Source organism: Thiorhodovibrio litoralis (genome assembly GCF_033954455.1).
Taxonomy (GTDB): domain Bacteria; phylum Pseudomonadota; class Gammaproteobacteria; order Chromatiales; family Chromatiaceae; genus Thiorhodovibrio; species Thiorhodovibrio litoralis.
In genome coordinates this window covers 2604771-2630375 of the sequence record NZ_CP121473.1, presented here as the reverse complement: position 1 = coordinate 2630375, position 25605 = coordinate 2604771, and the positions used below count along the sequence as shown (strand labels likewise).

The following is a 25605-nucleotide window of genomic DNA, read 5'->3' as shown; positions in this document are numbered from 1 at the left end:
GCCACAAGCCGTCGCGCCGCCACCTCACCCGGACACCATCGCCACCCGGCCCCGCTACCGCCCGGGGCATTGACTGGCGCGCGACGGACAGACCCGGCATGGCTCGGGTCCGCCGCCGCCAGTGCGCGCTGCCCGAGAGATTTCAACCACAATGAAAAGAATGCTGATCAATGCAACTCAGCCCGAAGAGTTGCGTGTGGCCATCGTCGATGGTCAACAACTGTTCAACCTTGATATTGAATCACCCGGCCGCGAGCAGAAAAAAGCCAATATTTACAAAGGGACCATCACCCGCGTCGAGCCCAGTCTGGAGGCGGCTTTCGTCGAATATGGCAGCGAGCGCCATGGCTTTTTGCCGCTGAAGGAAATCGCGCGCAGCTATTTTGCTAACGAGGGCGCCAAGCCCGGCACCAAGAACAACATCCGCGAGCTGATCCGCGAGGGTCAGGAAGTGGTGGTGCAAATCGACAAGGAAGAGCGCGGCAACAAAGGCGCGGCTCTGACCACCTTCATCTCCCTAGCCGGCCGCTATCTGGTGTTGATGCCCAACAATCCGCGCGCCGGCGGCGTCTCGCGCCGCATCGAGGGCACGGATCGCAGCGAGCTGCGCGAGGCGCTGAGTCAGCTCGACATCCCCGAGGACACGGGGCTGATCGTGCGCACTGCCGGCGTCGGCAAGAACATCGAGGAACTGCAGTGGGACCTCGATTACCTCAAGCAGCTGTGGGACGCCATTGAGACCTCGAGTAAAGAGCGCAAGGCGCCCTTCCTGATCTACCAGGAAAGCGACGTCATCATCCGCTCCATCCGCGACCATCTGCGCGCCGACATCGGCGAGATTGTGGTCGATGACCCGAAGATGTTCGAAAAGGCCCAGGTCTTCGTGCGCTCAGTCATGCCGCATAACCTGAAGAAGCTGCGCCTCTATGAGGACGAAGTCCCGCTGTTTACCCGCTACCAGATCGAAAGCCAGATCGAATCCGCCTTTCAGCGCGAGGTGCGCCTGCCCTCGGGCGGCTCGCTGGTCATCGACCATGGCGAAGCCCTCACCTCCATCGACATCAACTCGTCGCGCGCCACCAAGGGCGCCGATATCGAGGAAACGGCCCTCAACACGAACCTGGAGGCTGCGGACGAAGTCGCCCGCCAGCTGCGCCTGCGCGATCTCGGCGGGCTCTTCGTGATCGACTTCATCGACATGACCCCGGCCCGCAACCAGCGCGAGGTCGAGAACCGCCTGCGCGACGCGCTCAAGCAGGACCGCGCCCGCGTGCAGATCTCGCGCATCTCGCGCTTTGGCCTGCTGGAGATGTCACGCCAGCGCCTGCGCCCCTCGCTGGGCGAGTCGAGCCAAATCGTGTGTCCGCGCTGCCGCGGCCAGGGCACCATCCGCGGCGTCGAATCCCTAGGCCTCTCGGTGCTGCGCATCGTTGAAGAAGAAGCGATGAAGGACAGCACCTCGCGCATCCTCGCGCATCTGCCGATTCCGGTCGCGACCTTTCTGCTCAATGAAAAGCGCCGGGCGGTGCTGGCGATCGAAGAGCGCCACCAGGTCGAAGTCCTGTTGGTCCCGAACAAAAGCATCGACACCCCTGAATACCGCATTGAGCGCATTCGCAGCCAGGACGTCGTCAAATCCGGCGCCGATGCCGATGTCAGCTATGAGCTGGCCGAAGATCTCTCCAACGAAGAGACTCTATCGCAAGCCACCACCACGCGACCCGCGGACGAACCCGCCGTCAAGCAGCTCGCGCCCTCGATACCGGCGCCGCACCGCAGCGAGAGCGCAGAGCCCAGCCGACGCCACACGGGCGCCGCCGCAGCCACCCAGGAGCGCAATGAAAACTTGCTCAAGCGCCTGTGGGTCACCTTCTTCTCCGCCGGGCACGATGAGACAACGCAGTCCAAGGATGTGTCCGCCGCCAAGCAAGCGCGCGAGGAACCCGCCCTGGCCAGCGAGGACAAGCCTGCCCGCAGCCGCCCAGCCCGGCGCGGCTCTGGCGGTTCGCGACAAAGCCGTGGCAGGAGCGAAGCAGACGCTGTCACCGACTCCGAGAGCAAGGCGACAACGGCCAAGACCGCGTCAGATGACCGCGCCGCCAGCACGCGAACCGACAGCGGGCGCGATGAAAGTGGACCCACGGAAAATGGACCCAGCGAAAATTCGCAAAGCGGTGACGGCCAATCCCAACGCAGCGAGCGCTCGCGCTCCAGTCGCCGTGGCGGGCGCGGACGTGGAAGAAAATCCTCGACCGGTCAGGCCAGCGCTCAGGATGCCGCAGCTTCATCCAACGCAGATCGCGGCGACGAAACCGAGGCAAGGGAGCACCCCAAAGCCGATCGAACTCCGCCTGACTCGAGTGACCGCGCCAGACCGGCAGATCAATCCGGTGCCGCAAACGCCGGAGCTGATCCGAACGCGAGCTCCGGTGACAACGACCAGGCTGGCGATGGCGATGCACGTCAAAGCAGCGGCGAGGGCGATGCGCCCCGTTCGCGCTCCAGCCGCCGCAGACGGGGCGGTCGCAACAGACGCAAGCCCGGCTCCCAGGCGGCTACCAATGGCGATGCCAAGCCGACCGAGGAGGCTAGCCCAGCGAGCGAAACTGCGCAGGCACCAGCACGCCCCCCAGCACGGTCCCGGCCGGAACAGACAGACAGCGCGAGCGCCTCAGCGGAGGACAAATCCGGTAAAGATTCCGGTAAGGATTCTGGCTCGGGCTCCGACAAAGGCACTGGCACGGGTTCCAGCGGCGAAACTGCGTCGGCCAGCTCAGTTTCGTCGCACGCGCCCTCTTCTGACACAAAGGACCCGCGCCCCGCAGCGCAGTCAGCACCTGGCATTTCTGATGCTGCCGCGCGCACTGCTTCGGCCGACGACCGGGATGCTCCGCGCAGCCCGCCTGTAGAAAAGCCTGTTGCGCCCGCCAGCGCTGAACCTGCGCAGTCAGCGCCATCAGCACCGCAAGATCCGGCCCCTAAGCCTCCGCAACCAGCGCCAACGCAACTAGCGCCAGCCAAAACCGAGGCGAAGGCAGACACGCCATCGACCACGCAGGCGCGCAGCCCGAAAGCACCTGCAGAGGCTCCGCTATCCTCGAAAGCAGACAGCATGCAAGCGCCGGCAGAAACTCGGCCACATCCAAAAGCGGACAGCCCGCAAGCGCCGCCAACATCATCGGGAATCCGGCTAACGGAAGCGAAAGCACCCACGGAGCGCAAAATCCCGGATACCGAGACGCCGAGAGCCGCGCCATCGACGTCAGCATCGGCAACACCTGCGCCAGCACCCGATACGGCGCAGCACAACACCAGCGAGCCGGCCCGAAAACAGGAGCAAGGCGGCCCGGGCCTCGGCTGATCCGCGCCGTTTTTCTCATCCGATGCTGGAACTCTTCTTCCTCACATCGAAGCGCTTCGCCGGCCTCGCCATCCATAGCTTCGCTCGCCATCCGGCGATCGATGCGGGATCATCCTGGCCCGGCGTGCGTCGCCGGCTGGTGATGCTCGGGTTCCTGCCTTTTTTGGCGCTGGTGATTGCCACCCACTGGGTTGGCTTCCTGCTCGATGAGATCTTTTTTCGCGGCTATCGCCGGGTCGAGATCCGCGAGCCTCTGTTGGTGCTGGGGGTGCCCCGCAGCGGCACCACCAATCTGCATCGGGTACTGGCGCGGGACGCGCAGTTCACCACCTTCAGCACCTGGGAGAGCCTGTTCGCGCTCTCGGTTAGCGCGCGCAAGTTCTGGCTGGGACTGGCCCGGCTCGACCGGCGCTGGGGCGGGCACCTGGCCCGCTTGCTGGGATGGATCGAGAAGCACGGCTTTGCTGCCATGGACGAGGTGCATCCGATGACGCTGCAGGCACCGGAGGAAGATTATTTCAGCCTGCTGCCGATTCTCTCCTGCTTCATCCTGGTGCTGCCCTTCCCGTTCAGCCAGCATCTGTGGAATATCGGGCAGTTCGACCGCTCTATTTCCGCCAAAGAGCGCCAGGCGATACTCGCGTTTTACCACCGCTGCCTGCAGAAGCACCTCTACGTGCATGGCCCCGACAAGCGTCTACTGTCCAAGAATGCAGCCTTCGCGCCCCTGGCGGGCGGGCTGCGCGATCACTTTCCGGATGCCCGGTTTCTGATCTGCCTGCGCGAACCAGAACGCACACTGCCCTCCCAGTTGAGCTCCATCGGCTCGGGTCTTGCGTTCTTCGGCACACCGCCGCGCAGTCCCTGGGTGCGGGATCGGTTCATGGAGCAACTTCGCTTTCAGTATCTGAATCTGGCCTCCCAACTCAGTCAAAGGCCGCCCGAGCGCTGCGCCTGGCTTGGCATGCACGCCCTGCGCGAGCATCTGCGCAACGCGCTGACGGCTGTCTACCATCAGCTCGGGCTGCCGCTGTCGGATGAATTCGACGCCATCCTGCAGCAGGAGGCAGAAGCCAGTCGACGCTACCGCAGCGGGCACAGCTATGCCCTGGAAGACTTTGGGTTGGATGGCGCCGAACTGGCCACTGCCTTTGCCGATGTGCATGGCGAGCCGCGCCTGGCCGCCTTGCTGTCACCGGGCGCGGGCGGCGCGGAAGCGTCTTCAACCGCACCAGAGAGCGGGTTCCGCGACGGCGCCGCAGCGGCTCGCACCGAGGCACCAGACCGACCTGCCAGCCCAGCAGCGGATGGTGTCCCATGCTGAATCCAGACAGCCCAAACCGCCGCACGCAATCCGCGCTGGCGCAACAAGAGCCGCGGTCCGGCGCTCCCCTGCGGGTCGCCATCGTGTCCGACGCCGCCCCGGAGCGCAATGGCGTCGGTGCCTACTACCGCGACCTTTCCGAGCATCTGCGCGATGCCGGGGTGCTGGTGCAGATCATCTCGCCACGCTATCGCAACGGGCGCTGGTACGGCGGCTTTGCGGTTCCGCTCCCGGGTGATCGAACGCAGAAATTTATGCTGCCCTCGCCGCTGATGATCCGCCGCCGGCTGCGGCGCATCAATCCGGACGCGGTCGTCATTCCCACACCCGGCCCTTATGGCATGCTCGGGCTGCTGTTCGCCAAACGCCACCGCACGCGCATCATCGTCGGCTTTCATACCCACTTCGAGCGCCTTGCGGCCATGAATCAGGACTGGTCCGCGCGCATGCCCTTCGCGCAATGGTATCTGAACGGCTGCAACCGCAAACTGTTTCGCGACAGTCATCTGGTGCTGGCCAACTCTCATGAGATGGTCGAGACGGCCCGAGACATCGGCGCCGAGCAGGTCGGGCTCATGGGGACGTCCATCCCCAGACGCTTTATCACACAGCCGCCCAAGCCTTTGGGCGACACACTCAAGCGAGTGCTGTTCGCTGGCCGCTTGGCACCGGAGAAGAACCTTGAGGCCGTGGTTGACGCGGCCGAAGCCTTGCCAGAGATGGAATTTCTGGTGGCCGGCGAGGGCCCTATGCGCCCCTGGCTGGAAACTCAGACGCAACGCCTTGGCAATATCACGCTTCTCGGCTGGGTGCCGCGGCAGAAAATTCTGCCGCTGATTGATAGCGTCGATGCACTGGTGCTGCCATCGACTGTTGAGTCCTTCGGCACCATCGCACTCGAGGCCATGGCACGCGCGCGACTCGTGGTCGTGTCCGCCCACTGCGGCATTCTGAGCTGGGATCAGCTCAATCGCGGCCTGTTCAGGATCGAAACCGACGAGGTGCTCGCCGACACGCTGCGGCGCATCGCCGACCTGAAACCGGATGCGCGCCACAGCAAGGCCGCCATCGCGCGCGCGGCCGCGAGAGATATTAACGCGCGCAACCTGAGCCACTGGCTCGATATCCTGCGCGACGGCCGCCTGACCGGAATCGATGCGACGCCTTAGCCCAGAAACCGACGCCCTGGTCTCGGTACATGATGTGATGCCGGAGACATTGCCGGCAGTCGAGCGGGTGCTGGACAGGCTCTCGGCGCTGGGTGTCGCCAAGGTCACGCTGTTGGTGGTGCCCGGTCGCGACTGGTCGGCGGCGGACCTCGACCGCCTGCAACAGCTGCTACAACCAGGCCATGAGCTGGCCGCTCATGGCTGGCACCATCGGGCCGAGCACATCGGCGGGCTTTATCACCGCCTGCACGCCCTTTTCCTGTCACGCCAGGTCGCCGAGCATTTGGCGCTGGATGCCGAGGGCATTCTCGCGCTGCTCAGGCGCAGCCGCGAGTGGTTCATCCAGCAGGGCTTCGCGCCGCCGTCGCTCTATGTGCCGCCCGCTTGGGCCATGGGCGCCATCTCGCGCGCGCGGCTTTCTGCCGAGGGCCCGTTCGAGCGCTACGAAGTCTTCGGCGGCATCTACGAGGCACGCACGCGCGCTTGGCGCGCGACGCCCATGCTCGGCTACGAGGCCGACAATGCCACGCGCGTGCTTGCGCTGCGGCTGTGGAACGCGCTCAATCGCCGTCGCGCGCGCGCCGCCGGGGTGCTCCGCATCGGCATCCATCCCCATGATCTGGATTACGCCCTGGCTGGCGACCTTGAAGCCGACCTGAAGCGCTTCAACCGCCACGGCTATTACGCTTAAGCTTTCGGTTTTCAGCCGGGTGACGGGCGCGGGAGTTTTGTCTACGCGGTTCCGGTCCGCGCAGGTTAAATCTCTGCTGGCGCGGGCGGACGCGGACGCGGCAGGCGTTGGAGCTCGCTGGCGACATCGCGACTGAAAGCGGCCAGCGTAAGGCTCAGTGCCGCGATCTGCTCAGACACGCTGGCATCTGGCGCGATGCTGTGACGATAAGCATCTTCACGCATCAGCAGGACTTCCTCAGAGAAAGGATTGAGCACCGCCCAGCGGACCTTGAGCAGCGCCTGATTCGACGGGCCGGCCTCAAAGGCCATGATCTCGGCCAGCACGCGGAAATCCAGCTTCAGCCGCAGATCACTCGGAAAGAGCACGATGCGACTGGTTTGCAGCAGTTGCGCCAGGTTCTCCGAGAAGACGCGCGGAAAATCGTCATTCAGGCTTCCGCCCCAGCGATGAAACTCATCCACCGCAAGCTCATTGGCACCCTGACGCCGCACCACCTGCGGGCGGTCGAGGAAACTCGGGATGCTCACCGGCCCCACGCCAATCGCAAGCCGCCCGCCATGAATGTCGACCTCTCCGCCCGCGCCCTCAGCCATCGCCGTCAGGGTATAGAAAGACGATGGCGGCGAGCTGGCGCAGCCCCCAAGCAACCCTGCCGCAGCGGCCAGCAAGGCCCCCGTAGCGGATATCCATCGGATTCGCGGTCGCCTCATCTGGCTCCTCCTTTTCCTCGTAGCAGTGCCTCGGGATGGCGTTCAAGGTAGTCCGCCAGTTCCCCGACAGACCGCGATGCCGACTGAATTGCCCGCAGCGCGCCCAGGAGATCTGCGCTCAGCGGCGCATCGGGCGAAAGCTGCCTATTGAGACTCTTAAACGAGCCTTGTGCCTGAACCACCAAGCGCAACAACTCGGGCGCAAGCTGAGCGTCAACCATGGCACTCAAGTGCGCGAGATGATCTAGCAAGCGATCGACCTGCGTCAATGCATCTCGGACTTCTTCTGAGTCTACCAGCGCACGCGCGCCGGCCAGAGTGGCGGACAGGTCGTCGCCAATGGCGCGGAAGGGAATGGCCTCGACTTCGGTCAGAATGCGGTCGACCTTGGTGGTCACGGCCTCGATGGGTGTCGGCAAGGTTGGCAGCGTGGGATAGCCGTCATGCTCGCCGATGGTGGCGGGCGCGGCGTCCGAATGCAGGTCGAACTCGACATAAAGCTGCCCAGTCAACAGGCTTCCGGTCTTGAGCTGCCCGCGCAGGCCGCTGGCCACCAGCGCCTGCAGCAAGGATGCGTCGGAGGCGGTCGCGATAGGTTCTTGCGTGTGGGCAAGGATGGCTTCATCCTCCACCTTGAGCCGATCGACGCGATCCGGCTCGATCTCGACCAACACCGGAATCTGGAAATCGATCCGTTTCGGATCGAACTCGAGTTGGATATCCAGTACCTGCCCGACCTGAATGCCGCGCACCATGACTGGTGCGTTGACCGACAGCCCCCGCACTGAGCCGTCAAACAGCAGCACGAAGCGCTTTCTGTTCAGATACGCGCGCTCATGCGCCTCCTTGCGGTTAGCGTAGAGCGGAAAATACTGCCCGTCCTTCGCGGGTGCGCCTTTGTCATCCAGGGTATCCGGCGTATCGAAAGCCACCCCGCCGATTAGCATGGAAACCACTGACTCGCTGTCGATCGAAACACCCTCAGCGGTCATGCGCACGTCAAAGCCGCTGGCATTCCAGAATCTGGTGGTCGCGTACACCAGGCTATCATGGGGCTTGGCAACAAAAACATCGATGGTGACGGCGCCACCGTCCTTGTCGAGGCGATAATTCACCACCTGCCCGACCTGAATGTGACGGTAGTAGACCGGAGAGCCCAGATTCAACGAGCCGAGTGTGGATGCGCGCAACGCGAACTCCGAACCCGGCTCCGAGGTGGTGATGACCGGCGGGTTCTTGAGCCCACGAAAATTCCGCGTCGGCTTGCCCTCGGTGACCGGATCAATGGCGACATAGGCGCCCGAGAGCAACGTCTCCAGACCGGTGATCTGACTCGGCGTCACCCGCGGCCTGGCGACCCAGAAGCGGGTCTTGTCGGTGAGGTAATGGGATGAGCCACGGGTCAGCTCGGCGGTGACCAGAACCTTCTCGAGGTCTTCAGACACGGCAATTTCCGTGACCTGGCCGATGACCACGTCCTTGAACTTGACCTTAGTCTTACCGGCCTGCAGGCCGCTGGCGGTCGTAAACTCGATCGTGATGGTCGGGCCGCGCTGGCTGATGGCATGAAACGCCAGCCAGGCACCAATGGCGACCGCCACCAGCGGAACCAGCCACACCAGCGACCAGCGCTCGCGCTTGACGACCCGGGCATCGGCCAAACCCTCACCGGCGCTCCCCCCACCCGCAGAAAGATCAGGTGACGGCGGGGAATTTTGCGGGGCCCCGGAGTCCGGTCGCGCAGTTTCTGTCATGGTGCGATCGTCCTCGATAACCCTTCAGGAGCGCGGCCAAGGGGGCGCGACCAAGGGGGCCAGAAGCCAAGGTGTCCGCGTGGGCAAAGGGTCATGGATGCGCGAGCTCGGCGGTCGGATTCTGGGCGACTCGCGTTTCCTGCTCCCCAAGTGCGTCCCAGATCAGGCGCGGATCGAAGGCCATGGCCGCGAGCATGGTAATGATGACCACGGCGCAGAAAAACACCGCGCCGGTCTCCGCCTGGATGGACGCCAGATTTCCCAGGTGGACAAGGGCCACCAGAATGGTCACCACATAGACATCGACCATGGACCAGCGCCCGATGGCCTCGGTCAGGCGGTAGAGCCGGGTGCGGTCCACCGGTCGCCAGCGCAAGCGCAGCTGCACCGAAACCAGCAAGAATACCAGAATCACCAGCTTGAGCAGCGGCACGAAAATGCTCGCAACAAAAACCACCAGCGCCAGTGGCCACATACCGTGATGCAACAAAAACACAACACCTGACAGAATAGTATCCGACTGCGCGTTACCAAGCGATGTCACCGTCATGATGGGAAACACATTGGCTGGAATGTAAAACAGCAGCGCGGCGATCACCAGCGCCCAGGTGCGCTGCAAGCTGCGCGGCTTGCGCCGATGCAGCGCACTGGCGCAGCGCGGACAGGCGTCCTTCAGGCCCGCTTCGCGCAGCGCGGGCTTGGGCACCACCAGATCGCAGGATTCGCATCCCAAGGCCGTCTCGCCTGGGCGCAGCCGAAGACGCACTGGCGCGCGCAGTGCCACCCGGCTCCAGACGATATCCGGGTCGAGCGAGGATTGGGCCGCGGCCAGCACGAAAATCAGCAGCACAAACGCAAACAGTGAGATGCCCGGCACGATGGACGCCATCTCCGTGAGCTTGACCACCGAGACCAGTATGCCGATCAGGAAAACGTCCATCATGCCCCAGGGCAGCAGATGACGAAACAGGCGGAAAAGCTGCGCCAACCAGGGAGGGAACCGCCCGCCCTTGAGCGGCAACAGCACGCTCGCCAACAGCAGCAGTTGCAGCCCGGGCGCCAGAATGCTGGTGAACAACACGACTAGGGCGACTTCCCATTTGCCCTGATCGAACAGGCTTGAGATTCCGGTACTGAGGGTGGTCTCGGTCGTCTGCCCCTGCATTTGGAACGACAGGAACGGAAAGCTGTTGGCAATGGCGAACAGCACCAGCCCGGCCAGTGTCAGCGCCAGGCTGCGGTCGAGGCTATTGGCGCGCGCGCGATGCAGCAGGTACCCACAGCGCGAGCAATGCACAGCGCTGCCCGCGGCAAGCGGGCCGGACTTTTGCAGTAAATCGCACTCCGGACAGAGAAACAGAGACATCAATACGCACCCGCGACGGGCAGGAACCGCGCCTGGGTGTTAAAGGCGGGTGGCGAGCCCTGATAACGGCTCGCCACCATCAAGGAGGAAGAGCCCGTTATTCCGGCTCTACCGTGGTAAGACCAACGCTGACCCAATCCTGCATGCCACCGCGGTACCACTTCATTTTATGTACCGGGTAACCGATGGCGTGCAACGTCTTGATGTTGATGGAAGATTGCGGACACCAGATCCCGTTGCAGAAGAAGACCAGGGTCTTGGCATCGTCAAAGGACCAAGCCTTGGAGGCTGGGTCCTGAGTGGCGCCAAATTGGTCGGCCAGGATATGCACAAAGGTGTCTGCTTCGGTGGGTGTTTCAAAAATTCCGGAACCTTCGTTATTGATTTTGTTCCACGGAATATTGATGGAACCCGGAATGGTGCCGCGCATCACCCAATCGGGGGTGCGTGAGTCGATCACCATGATGTTGTCATCGCCCTCGGTCATGCGCTGCAGATAACCGAGCAGATCAATCTCCCCGATCGTCTCCACCCCGGGCACGACCTCCATTGGCTGCACGCAAAACGGCGGACAGCCGCGATCGGTCTTTTGAAAGACTTCGGGCAGGGTCGCATCCCGGTCATGCCCGCGCTTAATGGTGACCATCTCCCCGTTGTGCATGACCTGAACGGTCTCAATGTCAGGCGTGATGCGGTTGTCCGCAGCCATCAGCGCCAGCGGCAGCAGCAGGCCTGCCGTCAGGACACCGAGGTGCGCGCGAGTAAGGGGCGCAATAAAACGTGTTTTCATGTCGAGAAATCTCCTTTGATCAGCAGGTGCCAGACGCAAGACGGGATGCTTCAGTCATTGAGGGCTGCGCGCATGTAGTCGGGCATATCGGCGCCCTTTTCGCGCATCGCCTGCTCGTAGCCCAGTTCGCCTTGCCGACGTGCTGCAATGGCCTCTTTGATGGCTTGCTCAAACTCACCCGCCTTGGCCAGGGTCTCAGCTTTCTTGATCATCTTGCGCGTGTCGCGCCACTCGCCACCCACGGAATTGGCTTTGTCAGCCGCGGCGGTCGCTGCCTTAATTTCACGCTCGGCGACGGCTTCCAGATTGGTATCCAGGGTCACCTCGCCTGTCGCGACCTCGAGTGCGAAGCTGTCCTGACGCTGGGCCCAGGTCGACACCCTCACAGCCTGAGTGTACTCGCGGGTCTCCAGCAGAGCCTCAGCTTCGGCGATCATCTCGGCCGCAGTCGCGGTCGCCACACCAGCGGCTTCCGCTTTCTGGTGCATTTGCTTGGCATCCGCAATGGACTGCTCGGCTTCACTGCGATGCGTTGCCCAGGCACTGGTCAGCGGGACCAGCACCAACAGGGCCGCCACCAGTATGCGGCTAATCGGTTGTTTTAGCATGACTGACTCCTCTCGTCCTACTTTGTCCGCCACCACCGGCATGCCTGCCGGTGCGGCGTGAATGTTTTGGATCCCATGTCGGTCGGGGTGCCGGGGAAGACCAATGCGCGCATCAGCCACCCCTTGCCGCGTTGATCCGACACGCAGACGGCTACTTGCGCGCTCCCGGGCCATTAAGCTCCAGACCATTGTTCATGTAGGTCATGAAGTATTCCAGATCGCGGTATTCCTCGCCCTGGGCTGGAAACGGCTTGGCGCGCACCTGCTTGTTGCACCCGGCAAAGCGTCGGTGCAGGGTCCCCATCTCGCCCCACTTGGAGCGATAGACCGGAAAGTGCGTGGTGTGGCCAAAGGCAGGGCTGAGAATTTCAGTACGCAGGGTGCTTCCGGAACTGTTCACGTGACAGTTGGCGCAGGCAAAATTCAGCTGGCCGCGGCGCGTGAAGTAAAACTCCTTGCCTTTCTCGTAAGCCTCAACCGCGCGCGGGTCATCCGCCGGAATCTCGACATTGATTATCTGTCCGCGCGACTCAAAGGCGACGTAAGACAGCAGATCGGCAATGGGGCCTTTCTTGTATTTCAGCGGCTCCTCGCCATTGGCCTCGCGGCATTCATTGAGCGCCAGAGGCAGGGTCATGACCATGCCTCGCTCCTTGTCCCAATAGGGGTATTTTCCTTCAATGGCCGGACCGTCGGGGAAACAGTCGCTATAACTCTTGCCGTTGGCGAAGGGCGTGTTCCACATTTCCTCGCCATTAGAAATGGCGGTTTCGTAAGGCGGAAATTCTTCAATCGCCTCCCAGTTCTCGCGCCCGATGGGGTCGATGGCGTAGACGCCGTTGATGAAGTCCTCTTTCGGCACCTTGGGGAAGCGTTTCTGGTAGTAGGCCTGCCAGGCCTCGCGATCCTCCTCCGGGGTCGAGGCCATCACCGGGGCGGCGATCAGCATGCCAAGGCCGATAATGGCCGGTACGAATGAATATCTCATGATGTGTAATCTCCTGATCCAACCTTCTCGGGAGCCAATCTTTGGGACCCGACCTTTGGGGTTGTTTTCATCGGTGATGCCGCTGCGTGCAGGCACTGAAGCGTGCGGATCAAAGTCCCCACACGTATTCCACGACATCGACGAATTGCTGTTCGGTCAGGATATTATGCCGACCAAAGGGTGGCATGGCGGCGTCCGGTGCCTTGACCGTCGCATCCCATACCCGTTCAGCCACCGCATGCTTGCTGGGATAGCGTGTCTGCATGGCGACCAGGGGCGGACCGATGGCTCCCGGGGCTTCCCCGCCAGGCAGCACATGACAGGCAATGCAGTTTCCAGTCGAACGGTCCATGGCCACGGCACGACCGGCATCGGCATTGCCATTGAGCGTTAGGGCGTCGAGCTCCATCGCCATGGCCGAGCCAGTCCCGAGCACGAGCATCGAGGCAAGACCGAAGGCCAGCCCAGTTCTCTGTCGTTCGGGTGAAAATAGGAACATCATCAAAGGTCTCCTTTTGGTGCGTTTCTAGTGGTGCGTTTTTGGTGGTTCGTTTCTGATGGTTCGTTTCTGGGTGGTGCGGTTTTTCGTAGTGCGTTTCTAGTGATGGGTTTCTTGGTGGTTCGCTTCTAGTGATGCGTATCCGGGGGCTTTTGTGGGTGGTTATTTTCTAGCTGGTGTACATCTGGTTTTTGGACTGAAGGCGAGGTCCCGGTGGATGCCGACTCGCTGGTAATTACCCAAAACTTGGGAGGTGGTTGCCATTTATCAATGAAAAATCCTAACGGCACCCAGCCCTTCAGCGCAAGTTAGAACTTGAGCTCGCGCGCGAACGACATGGAGAAAGGGCTGGTAAGCCGCCAGATCAGTCGCCATCCAGCGGCAGCATCAGCCGCATTAAGTCCGACAGGGAGCGCGCTTCGAGCTTGTCCATAATCTTGGCGCGGTGGGCCTCAACCGTCGACTGGCTGATCTCCAGATCGGCGGCAATCACTTTGTTGCGCTTGCCAGCGACGATCAACTCCAGAATCTGGCGTTCGCGCCGCGTCAGCCGGTTCAAGCGCTCCTCCGCTTGCGTCTGGCGGTGCAGGCGAGTGCGCTGATCGGCATCAAGCGCGAAAGCGCGCTGGACCGCCTCGAGCAGCACGGTGTCATTGAAGGGTTTCTCGAGAAAATCCACCGCGCCGCGCTTGACCGCGCGCACGGCCATAGGCACATCGCCATGCCCGGTGATGATGATCACCGGCGGATGAATCGGCTGCTCGGCGAGACGATCCTGCAGCTCAAGCCCGCTCATGTCAGGCATGCGCACATCCAGAATCAAGCATCCGCGGCGGCGCGGATCGAAACAGGACAGAAAGGCCCAGGCCGAGCCATAGCTTTCGCTGGCAATACCGACTGAGCTCATCAGCAGCGCGATGGCGTCACAAACGTCGGCGTCATCGTCGACAATAAACGCCTTGGGGTTGTCATCGATCATCGTTGGATTCTGTTTCACCCATCCATTTCCTTCCCGGCCAGTCCGCGCGCGGCGGTGTCCGCCCGCGGCAAACGAAAGAAAAAGCTCGTGCCGATTCCCGGCGTGGTCTCCCACTGGAGGTGACTGCCGTGCGTCTCGACAATGCGCGCGCTGATCGACAGCCCGAGCCCAATGCCCTGCGGTTTGGTGGTCACGAAGGGCTCGAACAAATGTTGCGACAGACCGCGCGACAAGCCAAGCCCCGTATCCACCACCCGGATTTCGACCTCCTCGCGCCCACGCGCATGTGCCTGTAACAAAAGCACCCGCCGCTCGCGCCCGCCCTCAGCCATGGCCTCAATTCCATTGCGGGCCAGGTTGATCAGCACCTGCTCGATCTGGGTTTGCTGCGCCAGCACGGCAAGCGCTGCCGGCTGAATCTCACTTTGCAATACGGCATCGGCGCGCCGTGCATCCTCGCGCATCAGCACCAAAATAGTCTCGAACAGATCCGCCACCGCCACCCGGGCGCTCTCGGTCGGTTCCTTGCGCGAGAACCTGCGCATGTGTCGGATGACCTCGGCCGCCCGCTCCGCTTGCACGGCGATTTTATCCAGCACGGTTGTGCAGTCCGCACATTGGGTCCGTCCGGATTCGATCAGCCGCAGGCTCGCGCGCGCATTGGTAGCAATGGCCGTCAGCGGCTGGTTGAGCTCGTGGCCGATGCCCGAGACCATTTCGCCAAGCATGTTGATGCGCGCGGCATGTGCCTGTTGCATCTCCAGCGAACGGACGCGCTCGGCCAAGCTGCGACGTTCGGTCACATCGCGGATGACCACCACGCTGCCCATGATCTGCCCGCGGCGGTCGAGCAGCGGCGTGACGCTGTACTCCACCGGAAACCAGCTCCCATCGCTGCGCCAGAAAAGATCATCATCAACAATACGCGCCTTCCCATCCTCCAGCGTCGCATGAATCGGACAGCTCTCACGCGGATAGGGCTCGCCGTCTGCATGGGTGTGATGCAAGAGCTCGTGGCGCTCCTGCCCGACCAGATCAGCCCCCCGCCAGCCGGTCATTTCCTCAAAGGCGCGATTGGCAAAGGTGATCCGTCCGCTGAGATCGATTCCAAATACCCCTTCGGCGACGGAATCCAGCACGAAGGACTCGCACTGCTCGAGTCTGACATTGGTATCCGCCAGGCGCGTGTTCAGCCGGCGCATGCGCAGCAGTAACCAGCCCAGCAGGCCGAGCGCCACGACAACGGCAAAGATTTCAGAGGACTCCCCTACCCGTTCACCAGGCGCCCCTGCCGCATTGACGAGTCTCGGCGCCCCGAGCATCACCCAGGCAATCGCATTGAGCCCGAGCACCCGCCGGTGACTGCCTTGCCCCCGTCTCATGGCACCCCACCAGCCCAGGCGGAACCGGGATCGAGATCGACGCCCGGACAAATCAAAGCGACATACTGGGTTTTTAGCGATAACATTGAGAGTGCGCAACCCCAAGCCCAAACTTAACCAGATCGCCGGGCCAGCCGAAATGCGCTCGCCACTTGGCCCCTCAGGGCGCGAGCCATGGCCAACCCCGGCGCCGAAAAACCATTAAAGCGATCGGAGGAGCTGCCATCCATGACCATTTCCCGCCGCGAATTTATCCACCTGATGAGCCTGGCCGGTGCCGCCGGCCTGCTGCCAAGCTCGGCTTTTGCCCAAACCAAGCAACCAAGCGACCTCTACGAGCTACCGAAGTTTGGCAATGTTACGCTATTGCACATCACCGATACCCATGCGCAGCTCAACCCCGTCTACTTTCGCGAGCCGAACGTCAATATCGGCGTTGGCGGCGCCTACGGCAAGGCGCCGCACTTGGTCGGCACGACGCTGCTCGAGCACTTCGGCATCGCGCCGGGCAGCATCGAAGCACATGCCTTTAGCTACTTAAATTATGCCGATGCAGCGGAGCAGTTCGGCACCATCGGCGGCTTCGCGCATCTCAAGACACTGGTCGATCGCATCCGTAGCGAGCGCGGCGACGGCAACAGCCTGCTGCTGGACGGCGGCGACACCTGGCAGGGATCAGGCACCGCCTACTGGACGCGCGGCATGGACATGGTTGGCGCCTGCAACAAGCTGGGCGTGGACGTGATGACCGGGCACTGGGAGTTCACCTACCTGGACACCGAGGTCATCAAAAACGTCAAAGCCTTCAACGGCGATTTTGTCGCCCAAAACGTCAAGGTGCGCGAAGAGGCGCTGTTCGATTACAAATTCGCCGACTTCGGCGGCTTCGACGAGGATGCCGGACTGGCGTTCAAGCCTTACACCATCAAGGAGACAGGCGGCGTCAAAGTCGCAGTGGTCGGTCAGGCCTTCCCCTACACCCCCATCGCCAACCCATCACGCTTCATCCCGGACTGGACCTTCGGCATTCAGGACTCGCGCATGCAGGAGATCATCGACGAGTTGCGCGAGAGCGAAAAGCCCGATCTGGTCGTGGTGCTATCGCACAACGGCATGGATGTGGATCTCAAGATGGCCTCGCGCGTCACCGGCATCGATGTCATCTTCGGCGGCCACACGCACGATGGCATGCCGGCACCAACCATCGTCGAGAACGCCAGCGGCAAGACCCTGGTCACCAACGCCGGCTCCAACGGCAAATTCCTCGGCGTGATGGATCTGGATGTCAAGGACGGCAAGCTGCGCGACTTCCGCTACCGCCTGCTGCCGGTCTTCTCCAACCTACTGCCAGCCGACCCGGACATGGCAAAGTATATCGACGAGGTCCGCGCGCCCCATCTCGAGAAGCTAACCGAGAAGCTCGCCACCACCGAGGACGTACTCTACCGCCGTGGCAACTTCAACGGGACTTTCGATCAGGTCATCTGCGATGCGCTGATGAAAGTGAAGGACGCCCAGATCAGCCTCTCGCCCGGCTTTCGCTGGGGCACCTCGGTCCTGCCTGGCCAATCCATCACCATGGACAATGTGATGGATCAGACCTGCATCACCTACCCCGAGACCTATCGCCGGGAGATGAAAGGCGCCGAGATCAAAGCCATCCTTGAGGACGTCTGCGACAACCTGTTCAACCCCGACCCCTACGTCCAGCAAGGCGGCGACATGGTGCGCGTCGGCGGGCTGAATTACGTCTGCGACCCGAGCGGCGGCATGGGCAAGCGCATCAGCGAGATGCAACTCGACGATGGCACCCCCATCGATGCCGAGAAGAACTATGTGGTCGCCGGCTGGGCGACGGTCGGCAGCCAGGCCCCGGACGAGCCCATCTGGGAGACGGTCGCGACCTATCTGCGCGACATCAAGACCGTCAAACTCGACAAAATCAACACGCCAAAGCTCAAAAACGTCGAGGGAAACCCGGGCCTGGCCGACTACTCAGGCAAGATTCTGAGTTGAGTCTTCGAGCTTGATCAGGCACCAGACAGCCGGCCAATGGGCGCGCGACAGCGCACCTGAACGCCGGCGGTCAATTCAGGCGAAAGCGAGGCGGCACCGGCGGGGAGCAGCAAGATGACGGTTGAGCCCATATTGAAGCGTCCCATTTCTTCACCGCGTGCAAGCGCGATGGGAGTCTGAGTATCGGTTTGGGTATAGTCCGTGCGCGTCACTTCGCGCGCGCGCGGTGGGGTGATCTCCCCGGCCCAGACGGTTTCTATGCTGCCGACGAAGATGGCCCCGACCAGCACCATGGCCATGGGGCCGATGTCGGTATCGAAGACTGTGACCACCCGCTCGTTGCGCGCAAAAAGCCCCGGCACGCCTGTCACCGTGGTTGGATTGACGCTGAACAGGCGCCCCGGCACATGCAACATCTGGGTCGCGCGTCCGGCCAGGGGCATGTGGATGCGGTGGTAATCGCGCGGGGACAGATAGAGGGTCGCAAACCAGCCGTCGGTAAACTGTGCCGCGATCGCGTCATCGCCGAGCAAATCGCGCAGGGCAAACCACTGGCCCTTGCACTGGAGCAGGCGCTCGCCTTCAATTCGCCCCGCCTCGCTCACGCGACCGTCGACCGGGCTCAGTAGCGCCTGTGGGTCATCAGGCAAGGGGCGCGCGTGCGCTGCCAGGGCTCGGGTAAAAAAGGCATTGAAGCTCGCGTACGACTCGGGTCTTGTTGTGGCGGCCTCGCTCAGATCGACAGCGAAATGGGCCACAAACCGCCGGATCAGCCAGTGAGTAACGGGCCCAAGGCGCAAACGGGTCAGACGCAACATCATGCGCGAGAGCCGATGCTGCGGCAGGGCGTATTGCAGCCAGACGAACAGGCGCGCGCCCAACGCCGGGCGGTCCGGACGGTCTGGGCGTTCATCGGTGGGTAAAGGCAACTTAAGGCTCCTGTGCAGTGGTCTTGGCAAGCAGCCGCATATCGCGCGCGATGGCAGCCGGCGGCTGCGTGTTGGGGAAAATGGCGGTCAGTCGCGCCTCAGGGTCGATCAGATAAAGCGCGGCGCCCTCCTTCGCAGTCGATCCAGCAAGCATGGCGTCAAGGCGCGCTAGTTGCTCTGGCGAGCCGCTCAAGACCCAGATCTGAGTCAACAGCCGACGGAAGTCCTGCGCCAGGGCGGCATCCATGCGCGGACTGACCAGCACCAGTCGCAGTTGCTCGCGCACAGCGGGTTGATCCGCAAGGCGATTGAAGACCTCCAGCATGCGCGTCATCGTGAGATGCCCAGAGACATCATCGATGGGGGCGAAGCCGAGCAACACCCAGAAGCCTTCAAACTGGTCAGAACCGCGCGGCTGCCCGCCATCATCGGTCAGTTGCCAGCTCGGTAAAGGGACGGCCGGGCGCAGGCGGACGCCTTCAATCGCCACTGTCTGACCCTGCCCTCGCTGGGACTGGTTGCCCCATTGGTAGCCAATCACAAAGAGCCCGACGGCCAGCAACGCCATGAACAGGCGCAGCGCCAGTGGACGGCGACGGTTGCGGGGTCTCATTCCAAGGCGCATCAGCATGACCAAGGCAGGTTGAGGGGAGCGGAGTGATAGAAGTTAAACATCATCACCGGGAACTCTCGCTGCGACTGCACCAGGCGTCGGCGGCGATTTCGCGCAGCCGGGCACGATTATCCTTGCCAGATGCCAGCAGTGGCCAGTCGCGCATTGGCAGGAACAGGCGCGGTCGGCGCGGGCTTGACAAATGTTCCCGGCACCAGGCATCGAGCGCTGCGGCACTGATCGCTCCCTGGTAAAAGGCCACCAAGACATGGCCCCAAACCGGCTCTGGCAGCCCCACCAGGACGCAGCGCGAGACGTCAGCGCACTGGCTGATTTGGGCCTCAATCATCCCCGGCTGCACATTCACACCGCCAATCACCAATTGATCATCGGCGCGACCGAGGACGCGCAGCCCGGATGTGTCGCTCAGACAGGCAAGATCGGCGGTCCGCAGCCAGCCGTCGGCATCCAGCCCGAGCCTGGGGCGGCGCCGCGGGTTGGCGTAGCCCATCATCAGCATGGGCGCACGCAGACGCAAGGGCGAAGGCGATTCCCCAGATGCGCACGCGGGCGCCTCGAGCTGGACATCGGGCAAGGGCTCTAGTCCCCCCTCCCCCCTCGCCCCCTCTTCCCGGCCATCTCCCGCTTCATCAAGATCCGCAAGTTTGCGGCTGGCAATGAACGAGCAGGTTTCGGTCATGCCGTAGCCAAGATGCAAGGGCCAACCTGCCGCCAACGCCCGCTGCGCCAGGCGGCTATCGAGCGCCTGACCGCCAATCAGTAACACCCGCAGCCATTGCGGTGGCCGCGGGCATTGGTCGAGCAGGCGCGCAAGCATTGCCGGCACCAGCGACAGGTGGGTAACCGGATGCCGCCACAGGTCCGCCGCGACCCGCCCGGCATCAAAGCCAGGATGCAGCAGCATGCCAGCCCCGGCCAGGGCGCAGCGATACCCGATCGCCAGCCCACCGATATGCTGCCGCGGCAAGGCGCACAGCCACAGGTCATTGGCCGCCAGGCCGAGGCGCTGATTGATGCGCTCGCAAGATGCGTACAAGGCTTGCGCACTTAGCATGGCCGCCTTGCGACCGCCGCTGCTGCCGCTGGTCTGAACCACCAGCGCCAATGAACCATGGCGCGCCACATCCTCGCCGCGCGATGAATCGGCTGACGGGCCGAGCGCACGCAATTGACCGCCGCCAGGGTTGCAGCCAGATCCCGTGCGGGGACGATCAGCCGGCTCCCACATCCAGTTCGCACCGGTTTGGGTCGCGAGATTGCGCTCATCGGTGGGCGTCAGTCCGGCGGGCACCGGCAGCAAGGCGGCATTGTTGAGCGCCAGCGCAGCCTGCATCAGCGTCAATGAGGGACTGGCCGCATCGACAGGACAGATGACCAGATCGCCGTATTGCAGCCCCTGACGGCGCAGCTCGGCGGCGCGCGCATGGCTGCGTGTGAGTAGTTCATCGCCCGAGATCTCCCCATCGGGAGAAATCAAGACAGCAACCGGCCGGGCCAGTGTCTGAAAAGTCTCGACAGACGTCATTGGTAGCCGCCGCGACGGATTCCGCTCTCAAACGTCGACGAATCAGGCTCGAGAATGCGTGTCAGCGGTGACACCTGTCTGAGAACCGCGATGATGCTAGGATGGATGTTGCTAGGACGCGTGGCTCTTGTTCTGGTTCTGGTTCTGGCTCTCGTTATGGCCTTGGCACTTGGGACAAATGCCATAGATAACCAGCGAGTGGTCCTCGATCTTGAAGCCTTTCTGCTCGGCAATCGCGCGCTGGCGTTCCTCGATGAGTTCTTCGACAAACTCGAGGATCTGCCCACATTTAACGCAGACGAGGTGATCGTGGTGACCGCCGCGGTTGAGCTCGAACACCGACTGCCCGCCTTCAAAGTGGTGGCGAACGAGAATTCCCGCAGACTCGAACTGCGTCAGCACCCGATAAACGGTGGCCAGACCGATGTCCTCTCCGGCGGCCAGCAGCTCCTTGTAAACATCCTCGGCGCTGAGATGACGCTGTTTGGTGGTCTGCAGAATGCTCAGGATCTTCACCCTGGGCACTGTCACCTTCAAACCGGCCTCTTTGATTTGCTGACTCTGGTTCATGGAAACCGGCTCCAACCGGACGATGTCTTACAACCCGAGGCAGGCGAATGGTGCATCAGGAATGCCGAACGCATCGTCTCTAGGGTATCATTCGAGTTTGAAATAGCGGCACCTTGAAGTGAAGGATCAATGCGAAGGCTTCTCATCATTATAACAACCACGGCTCTGGTTGGCGTGCTTGCAACAGGCCTGAGCGGTTGCGCGGGCAAACGCAACAAGCCAGATCACGAAAAAGGCTCCAAGCTCTCCAACCTGCCGTTCGTCTACAAGATGACCGTGCAGCAGGGTAACCTCATCACCGAGGAGATGGTTGACCGCCTGGAGCTTGGCATGTCCCGGGCGCAGGTGCGTTATCTGCTCGGTACACCCCTGCTCACCGACATCTTCCATACCGACCGCTGGGACTACCCCTACACCATCAAGCGCGGACATCGCCCGATCGAGGAGCGCAAGCTCACGCTCTGGTTTGACGGCGATACCCTGGTGCGTATTCTGGGTGATTTCGAGCCCAATCCCGACCGTCTCGCCGCCGCGGAAGATGAGCGCGAGATCGTCGTGGAGGTTCCCGACTGGCAGGACAATCGCGGTTTGGTCAGAAAGACGCTCAACGCGGTCGGCGTCAAGACCAAAGATTAGGTTCAGGGGATTAGGCTGAGGCGGCGTCTGGCTTGGCTGCCTCGGATTTCGCGCTGCGGCTCGCGGCTTGTTTCTGCTTCGCTTGCTTGGGATCGGCAATCAGCGGCGAGTAAATCTCGACTCTGTCGCCATTGGCTAAGGCCTGCTCGGCTTTGATCGGCTTACCGAAAATGCCGAGCTTATTGACGCTGAGGTCGATTTCCGGTCGCGCGCTCAAGATGCCCGAGCGCTCAATCGCCTCCCCGGCGGTGAGCCCGGGCGCGCCCTTCACGTTCAGTAATGTCTGCGCTGCCTGGCGCGCATACACGACCTCAACATTGATGGTCACCCCATTGATGGTCGCCCCATTGATGGTCGCCCCATTGATGGTCGCCCCATTGATGGTCACCCCGGCATCGGGCGACCCGCCCGCGCTCGCAGCGGTCGTGGTTTTGTCAGACACGATACACCTCATCGGCTCGTTTGCAGAAGGCGTCCACCAGCGAGCCGGCAATCTGCCCGAAGACGGCGCCAAAGGCGCGGTCGATCATCCGCCCGGAGAACTCGAAATCGAGCTGTAGCTCCACCTTGCAGGCATCCTCGCGCAGCGGGGTAAACACCCAGCCGCCGGTGAGCTTGCGAAACGGACCGTCTTTCAGGTCGATGTCCATCCGATGCGGCGGGTCGATGCGGTTGCAGGTCGAGAACGCCTGATGAATCCCCATGCGCGAGACCTCGATGCGGCCACAAATCTCGTTCTCGGTGCGCGACAGCAACTGGGTCGCGTGGCACCAGGGAAGGAAGTTCGGATAGCCCTCCACATCGGCGACCAGCTGAAACATGTCAGCGGCCGAATGGCGGACAAGCGCGCTTTTGTTAATGACAGGCACGTTAAATCAATCCAATCGCATTGAGAAAAACAATGGTCACGCCGACTGGCGAGACATAGCGAATCAGGAAGCGCCACAAGCGATAGCCAAGGCTTTCACCGCCCGTCAGCTCATCGGCTGAAACATGCCGGTTCAGAACCCAGCCGGCAAAGATGGCAATCATCACGCCGCCGAGCGGCAGCAGCACATTCGAGGTGGCGTAGTCGAACAGATCGAAGAAACCCTTGCCGAACAGAGTGACGTCCGACCAGACATTGAGCGACAGCAGGCAGGCGACGCCAAGCAGCCAGATCAGCACTGTCCCTGTTACGGCCGCGCTCACGCGTCGCCAGCCGCGGTTTTCCACAAACCAGGCCGTCAGCGGCTCAAGCAGAGAAATCGCCGAAGTCCAGGCCGCAAACAACAGCAGCAGGAAGAACACCACCGCGAAGAATTGACCTCCCGGCATCTGCCCGAAGGCGATCGGCAGGGTCTCGAAAATCAGTCCCGGGCCACTGCCTGGTGCGAGGCCATCGGCCAGCACGATTGGGAAAATCGCCATGCCCGCCATCAGCGCAACCAGGGTATCCATGCCGGCAATAATGACGACGTTCCCGGTGATGGATGCCTGGCTGTCGAGATAGGAGCCATACATCATGATGGCACCCATGCCGAGGCTCAGGCTGAAAAATGCCTGACCCATGGCGCTTAGGATCGCCTCGCCGGCGCGTCCTTGAAACTCGGCGAAATCCGGGCGGAACAGATAATCGAGCCCCTGCATGAAAGCCCCGGTCTGTGCCGCGTAGGCCACCATCAGGATCAGCAGCACGAACAACGCCGGCATCAGCAGGCGCACTGCCCGCTCCAGACCGCTGGTCACGCCATGCGCCACCACTAGCCCGACCATGGCCATGAAAACACTGTGCCAGAGAAACAGCTGCCAGGGGTCGGCCAGCAGCGCGGAAAATTCCCCCTTCGAGCCGGCCGCGTCAATGGCCGTGAAGGCCCCCATGCCGGCACGCAGCATATACGACAGGGTCCAGCCAGCCACCACGCTATAGAAGGACAGGATCAGAAAACCAGACAAAATCCCCAGCCAGCCGACCAGCTGCCAGAACGCCGGTGCCTGCTGAGCCTGCGCTAGGGCGCGCATGGTGTTGATCGGGCTCTGGCGTCCGCGCCGCCCAAGCATCACCTCGGCCATCATGATGGGAATACCAATCACCGCCACACACAGCAGATAGACCAGCACGAAGGCCCCGCCGCCATACTCACCGGCAGTGTAGGGAAAACGCCAGATATTACCGAGACCGACCGCCGAGCCACTGGCCGCGAGGATAAAGGCAAAACGCGAGGACCACATACCATGAATACAGGTGGATGTTGCCATGTCTGCTCCGCCGGAAACTCCTGATTGGTCGGTGTTGGATGCTGTTGCCAGGGCTTAGGCCGCTGCCTGCGCACGCACGCTCTCAGCCAGTTCCGCCGCCATCTGCTCGACCTGATCGCGGTCGCGCCCTTCCACCATCACCCGCACGACGGGCTCGGTGCCGGATGGCCGCAGCAGCACCCGGCCATGGTCGCCCAAGCGTTCTTCCGCCGCGCGAACCGCGCGTTGCACCCCGGGCAGGTTGATGACATCGCGTTGTTGTTCCAGGCGCAAGTTGATCAGCACCTGCGGATAATGCACCACCGCTGTTGCCGCTTCCGCCAGGCTTTGCTTCCAGCCCGCCAGCGCCGCCAAGACCTGCAGGGCAGCGACGATGCCGTCCCCCGTCGAGGTCCGATCGCGGCAAATGATATGGCCCGAAGGCTCCCCACCGAGGACGCCCTCATCGGCCTTAAGCCGTTCCATGACGTAGCGATCCCCCACCTTGACCCGGACAAAGTCAATCCCGATGCCCTGCAGCGCTTGCTCCAACGCGAGATTGCTCATCAGGGTACCGACCACGGGGCCGCTCAGGCAACCCATCTCGCGTCGAGACTTCGCGATCAGATACAGCAGCACATCGCCATCGATCAGCCGTCCGTCGCCATCGACCATCAGTACCCGGTCGCCATCGCCATCGAAAGCGATGCCCAGATCGGCCTGCTCGCGGGCGACGGCCTGTTGCACAGCTTCCAGATGCAGGGAGCCGACTGACTTGTTGATATTGAACCCGTCCGGTTCCACGCCCAGAGGAATGATGTCAGCGCCAAGCTCATCGAACACATAAGGCGCAATGTTGTAGGTCGCGCCATGGGCGCAATCAACAACGATCCGCAAACCTTTTAGCGAAAACCAGGCAGGGACTGTGCTTTTGCAGAACTCGATATAGCGCCCGCTGGCATCCTCGACCCGCTTGGCCTTGCCAAGCGCGCTGGCCGGAACCGCTTCGAGCGGGAGTTCAAGTTCGTCCTCGATTGCGAGCTCAGTTTCATCCGGCAGCTTATCCCCGGCGCCGGAGAAAAACTTGATGCCGTTGTCCTCGTAAGGATTGTGAGAGGCGGTAATAACGATACCGGCCACCGCGCGCAGGGTTCGTGTCAGATACGCCACACCCGGCGTCGGCATCGGCCCGAGCAGCCGGATATCCAGCCCGGCGGCAACCAGCCCGGCCTCCAGGGCGGACTCGAACATATAGCCGGAAATGCGCGTATCCTTGCCAATCAGCACCTTGCGGCCGCTGCCATGGCGCGCCAGCACGCGCCCGGCGGCCCAGCCAAGCTTGAGCACAAAGTCCGGACTGACGCTCGGATCGCCGACCCGGCCGCGAATTCCATCGGTTCCGAAATACTTTCGCATAAGCTTGAATCGAGATTGCAAAATCTAGCGGCGGACAG

23 protein-coding genes are annotated in these 25605 nt (G+C 62.5%); 6 read left to right on the top strand and 17 right to left on the bottom strand.

The window, feature by feature from the left end:
* Positions 1 to 151: 151 nt before the first annotated feature.
* The 4 genes from Thiosp_RS11680 to Thiosp_RS11665 are packed head-to-tail and all read left to right on the top strand — an operon-like array spanning position 152 to position 6545.
* Positions 152 to 3361 carry an Rne/Rng family ribonuclease gene (locus tag Thiosp_RS11680; protein ID WP_201066241.1) on the top strand — a complete coding sequence of 1070 codons (3210 nt, stop codon included), beginning with the start codon at positions 152 to 154 and terminating at the stop codon, positions 3359 to 3361.
* 22 nt (positions 3362 to 3383) lie between these two features.
* Positions 3384 to 4685 (top strand): sulfotransferase, encoded by a 1302-nt coding sequence (locus Thiosp_RS11675; protein WP_201066239.1) that lies wholly within the window; start codon positions 3384 to 3386, stop codon positions 4683 to 4685.
* On the top strand, positions 4679 to 5854 hold the full coding sequence (locus Thiosp_RS11670; RefSeq protein WP_201066237.1) for a glycosyltransferase: 1176 nt from the start codon (positions 4679 to 4681) through the stop codon (positions 5852 to 5854). The genes Thiosp_RS11675 and Thiosp_RS11670 overlap by 7 nt, the downstream gene beginning before the upstream one ends.
* Positions 5841 to 6545 carry a polysaccharide deacetylase family protein gene (locus Thiosp_RS11665; RefSeq protein WP_201066236.1) on the top strand — a complete coding sequence of 235 codons (705 nt, stop codon included), beginning with the start codon at positions 5841 to 5843 and terminating at the stop codon, positions 6543 to 6545. The genes Thiosp_RS11670 and Thiosp_RS11665 overlap by 14 nt, the downstream gene beginning before the upstream one ends.
* Before the next feature lie 65 nt (positions 6546 to 6610).
* On the opposite strand, the gene Thiosp_RS11660 is transcribed toward Thiosp_RS11665, so the two are convergent.
* The 9 genes from Thiosp_RS11660 to Thiosp_RS11620 form a co-directional block, all read right to left on the bottom strand.
* Complete coding sequence (locus tag Thiosp_RS11660; protein ID WP_201066235.1) at positions 6611 to 7258, bottom strand: PqiC family protein; 648 nt, start codon at positions 7256 to 7258, stop codon at positions 6611 to 6613.
* The gene (locus Thiosp_RS11655; RefSeq protein WP_201066234.1) at positions 7255 to 9012 is read right to left on the bottom strand and encodes a PqiB family protein; all 1758 of its coding nucleotides are present in this window, start codon (positions 9010 to 9012) and stop codon (positions 7255 to 7257) included. The genes Thiosp_RS11660 and Thiosp_RS11655 overlap by 4 nt, the downstream gene beginning before the upstream one ends.
* Positions 9013 to 9103: 91 nt before the next feature.
* Entirely contained in the window at positions 9104 to 10378 is a 1275-nt protein-coding gene (locus Thiosp_RS11650) for a paraquat-inducible protein A (RefSeq protein ID WP_201066233.1), read from the bottom strand.
* Between the two features lie 97 nt (positions 10379 to 10475).
* Positions 10476 to 11168, bottom strand: coding sequence for a rhodanese-like domain-containing protein (locus Thiosp_RS11645; protein ID WP_201066232.1), 693 nt, complete (start codon positions 11166 to 11168; stop codon positions 10476 to 10478).
* A gap of 50 nt (positions 11169 to 11218) precedes the next feature.
* On the bottom strand, positions 11219 to 11776 hold the full coding sequence (locus Thiosp_RS11640; protein ID WP_201066231.1) for a hypothetical protein: 558 nt from the start codon (positions 11774 to 11776) through the stop codon (positions 11219 to 11221).
* 151 nt (positions 11777 to 11927) lie between these two features.
* A complete protein-coding gene (gene soxA / locus Thiosp_RS11635) occupies positions 11928 to 12764 on the bottom strand; it encodes a sulfur oxidation c-type cytochrome SoxA (RefSeq protein ID WP_201066230.1) in 837 nt (278 codons plus the stop codon).
* Positions 12765 to 12873: 109 nt separating this feature from the next.
* On the bottom strand, positions 12874 to 13266 hold the full coding sequence (soxX, locus tag Thiosp_RS11630) for a sulfur oxidation c-type cytochrome SoxX (RefSeq protein WP_242518506.1): 393 nt from the start codon (positions 13264 to 13266) through the stop codon (positions 12874 to 12876).
* Positions 13267 to 13627: 361 nt separating this feature from the next.
* Positions 13628 to 14260, bottom strand: a complete 633-nt coding sequence (locus Thiosp_RS11625) for a response regulator transcription factor (protein ID WP_323697079.1) — start codon at positions 14258 to 14260, stop codon at positions 13628 to 13630.
* Positions 14257 to 15624 carry a two-component system sensor histidine kinase NtrB gene (locus Thiosp_RS11620; RefSeq protein WP_201066229.1) on the bottom strand — a complete coding sequence of 456 codons (1368 nt, stop codon included), beginning with the start codon at positions 15622 to 15624 and terminating at the stop codon, positions 14257 to 14259. The genes Thiosp_RS11625 and Thiosp_RS11620 overlap by 4 nt, the downstream gene beginning before the upstream one ends.
* A 228-nt stretch (positions 15625 to 15852) precedes the next feature.
* On the opposite strand from Thiosp_RS11620, the gene soxB reads away from it, so the two are divergent.
* Entirely contained in the window at positions 15853 to 17640 is a 1788-nt protein-coding gene (gene soxB, locus Thiosp_RS11615) for a thiosulfohydrolase SoxB (RefSeq protein WP_201066228.1), read from the top strand.
* A gap of 14 nt (positions 17641 to 17654) precedes the next feature.
* Here soxB and asd read toward each other — a convergent pair whose 3' ends face one another.
* The 4 genes from asd to fur form a co-directional block, all read right to left on the bottom strand.
* Positions 17655 to 18569 carry an archaetidylserine decarboxylase gene (gene asd / locus Thiosp_RS11610; protein WP_242518504.1) on the bottom strand — a complete coding sequence of 305 codons (915 nt, stop codon included), beginning with the start codon at positions 18567 to 18569 and terminating at the stop codon, positions 17655 to 17657.
* Position 18570: 1 nt separating this feature from the next.
* Entirely contained in the window at positions 18571 to 19182 is a 612-nt protein-coding gene (locus Thiosp_RS11605; RefSeq protein ID WP_201066227.1) for an SCO family protein, read from the bottom strand.
* Between the two features lie 64 nt (positions 19183 to 19246).
* On the bottom strand, positions 19247 to 20728 hold the full coding sequence (locus Thiosp_RS11600; RefSeq protein ID WP_323697078.1) for an AMP-binding protein: 1482 nt from the start codon (positions 20726 to 20728) through the stop codon (positions 19247 to 19249).
* 111 nt (positions 20729 to 20839) lie between these two features.
* The gene (gene fur / locus Thiosp_RS11595) at positions 20840 to 21298 is read right to left on the bottom strand and encodes a ferric iron uptake transcriptional regulator (RefSeq protein WP_201063182.1); all 459 of its coding nucleotides are present in this window, start codon (positions 21296 to 21298) and stop codon (positions 20840 to 20842) included.
* Positions 21299 to 21427: 129 nt separating this feature from the next.
* Between fur and Thiosp_RS11590 the strand changes: the two genes are divergently transcribed.
* Positions 21428 to 21934 carry an outer membrane protein assembly factor BamE gene (locus Thiosp_RS11590; RefSeq protein ID WP_201063181.1) on the top strand — a complete coding sequence of 169 codons (507 nt, stop codon included), beginning with the start codon at positions 21428 to 21430 and terminating at the stop codon, positions 21932 to 21934.
* A gap of 10 nt (positions 21935 to 21944) precedes the next feature.
* Here the strand turns inward: Thiosp_RS11590 and Thiosp_RS11585 are convergent, their stop codons facing one another.
* Genes Thiosp_RS11585 through glmM form a run of 4 tightly spaced genes read right to left on the bottom strand, consistent with a single transcriptional unit; the run spans position 21945 to position 25567 of the window.
* Complete coding sequence (locus Thiosp_RS11585; RefSeq protein WP_323697077.1) at positions 21945 to 22376, bottom strand: RnfH family protein; 432 nt, start codon at positions 22374 to 22376, stop codon at positions 21945 to 21947.
* Positions 22369 to 22755 (bottom strand): type II toxin-antitoxin system RatA family toxin, encoded by a 387-nt coding sequence (locus tag Thiosp_RS11580; protein ID WP_207187970.1) that lies wholly within the window; start codon positions 22753 to 22755, stop codon positions 22369 to 22371. Before Thiosp_RS11580 ends, Thiosp_RS11585 begins: the two co-directional genes overlap by 8 nt.
* A gap of 49 nt (positions 22756 to 22804) precedes the next feature.
* A complete protein-coding gene (locus Thiosp_RS11575) occupies positions 22805 to 24172 on the bottom strand; it encodes a sodium-dependent transporter (RefSeq protein ID WP_201063179.1) in 1368 nt (455 codons plus the stop codon).
* A gap of 54 nt (positions 24173 to 24226) precedes the next feature.
* Positions 24227 to 25567, bottom strand: a complete 1341-nt coding sequence (glmM, locus tag Thiosp_RS11570; RefSeq protein WP_201063178.1) for a phosphoglucosamine mutase — start codon at positions 25565 to 25567, stop codon at positions 24227 to 24229.
* Positions 25568 to 25605: the final 38 nt, after the last annotated feature.

Coding starts and splice junctions, on each gene's coding strand:
- soxX (WP_242518506.1), bottom strand. CDS start 13,266: ATGATGTTCCTATTTTCACCCGAACGACAGAGAACTGGGCTGGCCTTC.
- Thiosp_RS11575 (WP_201063179.1), bottom strand. CDS start 24,172: ATGGCAACATCCACCTGTATTCATGGTATGTGGTCCTCGCGTTTTGCC.
- Thiosp_RS11650 (WP_201066233.1), bottom strand. CDS start 10,378: ATGTCTCTGTTTCTCTGTCCGGAGTGCGATTTACTGCAAAAGTCCGGC.
- Thiosp_RS11660 (WP_201066235.1), bottom strand. CDS start 7,258: ATGAGGCGACCGCGAATCCGATGGATATCCGCTACGGGGGCCTTGCTG.
- Thiosp_RS11670 (WP_201066237.1), top strand. CDS start 4,679: ATGCTGAATCCAGACAGCCCAAACCGCCGCACGCAATCCGCGCTGGCG.
- Thiosp_RS11680 (WP_201066241.1), top strand. CDS start 152: ATGAAAAGAATGCTGATCAATGCAACTCAGCCCGAAGAGTTGCGTGTG.
- Thiosp_RS11665 (WP_201066236.1), top strand. CDS start 5,841: ATGCGACGCCTTAGCCCAGAAACCGACGCCCTGGTCTCGGTACATGAT.
- soxB (WP_201066228.1), top strand. CDS start 15,853: ATGACCATTTCCCGCCGCGAATTTATCCACCTGATGAGCCTGGCCGGT.
- Thiosp_RS11590 (WP_201063181.1), top strand. CDS start 21,428: ATGCGAAGGCTTCTCATCATTATAACAACCACGGCTCTGGTTGGCGTG.
- Thiosp_RS11605 (WP_201066227.1), bottom strand. CDS start 19,182: ATGAGACCCCGCAACCGTCGCCGTCCACTGGCGCTGCGCCTGTTCATG.
- Thiosp_RS11675 (WP_201066239.1), top strand. CDS start 3,384: ATGCTGGAACTCTTCTTCCTCACATCGAAGCGCTTCGCCGGCCTCGCC.
- Thiosp_RS11640 (WP_201066231.1), bottom strand. CDS start 11,776: ATGCTAAAACAACCGATTAGCCGCATACTGGTGGCGGCCCTGTTGGTG.
- Thiosp_RS11655 (WP_201066234.1), bottom strand. CDS start 9,012: ATGACAGAAACTGCGCGACCGGACTCCGGGGCCCCGCAAAATTCCCCG.
- soxA (WP_201066230.1), bottom strand. CDS start 12,764: ATGAGATATTCATTCGTACCGGCCATTATCGGCCTTGGCATGCTGATC.
- Thiosp_RS11645 (WP_201066232.1), bottom strand. CDS start 11,168: ATGAAAACACGTTTTATTGCGCCCCTTACTCGCGCGCACCTCGGTGTC.
- glmM (WP_201063178.1), bottom strand. CDS start 25,567: ATGCGAAAGTATTTCGGAACCGATGGAATTCGCGGCCGGGTCGGCGAT.
- Thiosp_RS11620 (WP_201066229.1), bottom strand. CDS start 15,624: ATGAGACGGGGGCAAGGCAGTCACCGGCGGGTGCTCGGGCTCAATGCG.
- fur (WP_201063182.1), bottom strand. CDS start 21,298: ATGAACCAGAGTCAGCAAATCAAAGAGGCCGGTTTGAAGGTGACAGTG.
- Thiosp_RS11600 (WP_323697078.1), bottom strand. CDS start 20,728: ATGACGTCTGTCGAGACTTTTCAGACACTGGCCCGGCCGGTTGCTGTC.
- Thiosp_RS11580 (WP_207187970.1), bottom strand. CDS start 22,755: ATGTTTCAGCTGGTCGCCGATGTGGAGGGCTATCCGAACTTCCTTCCC.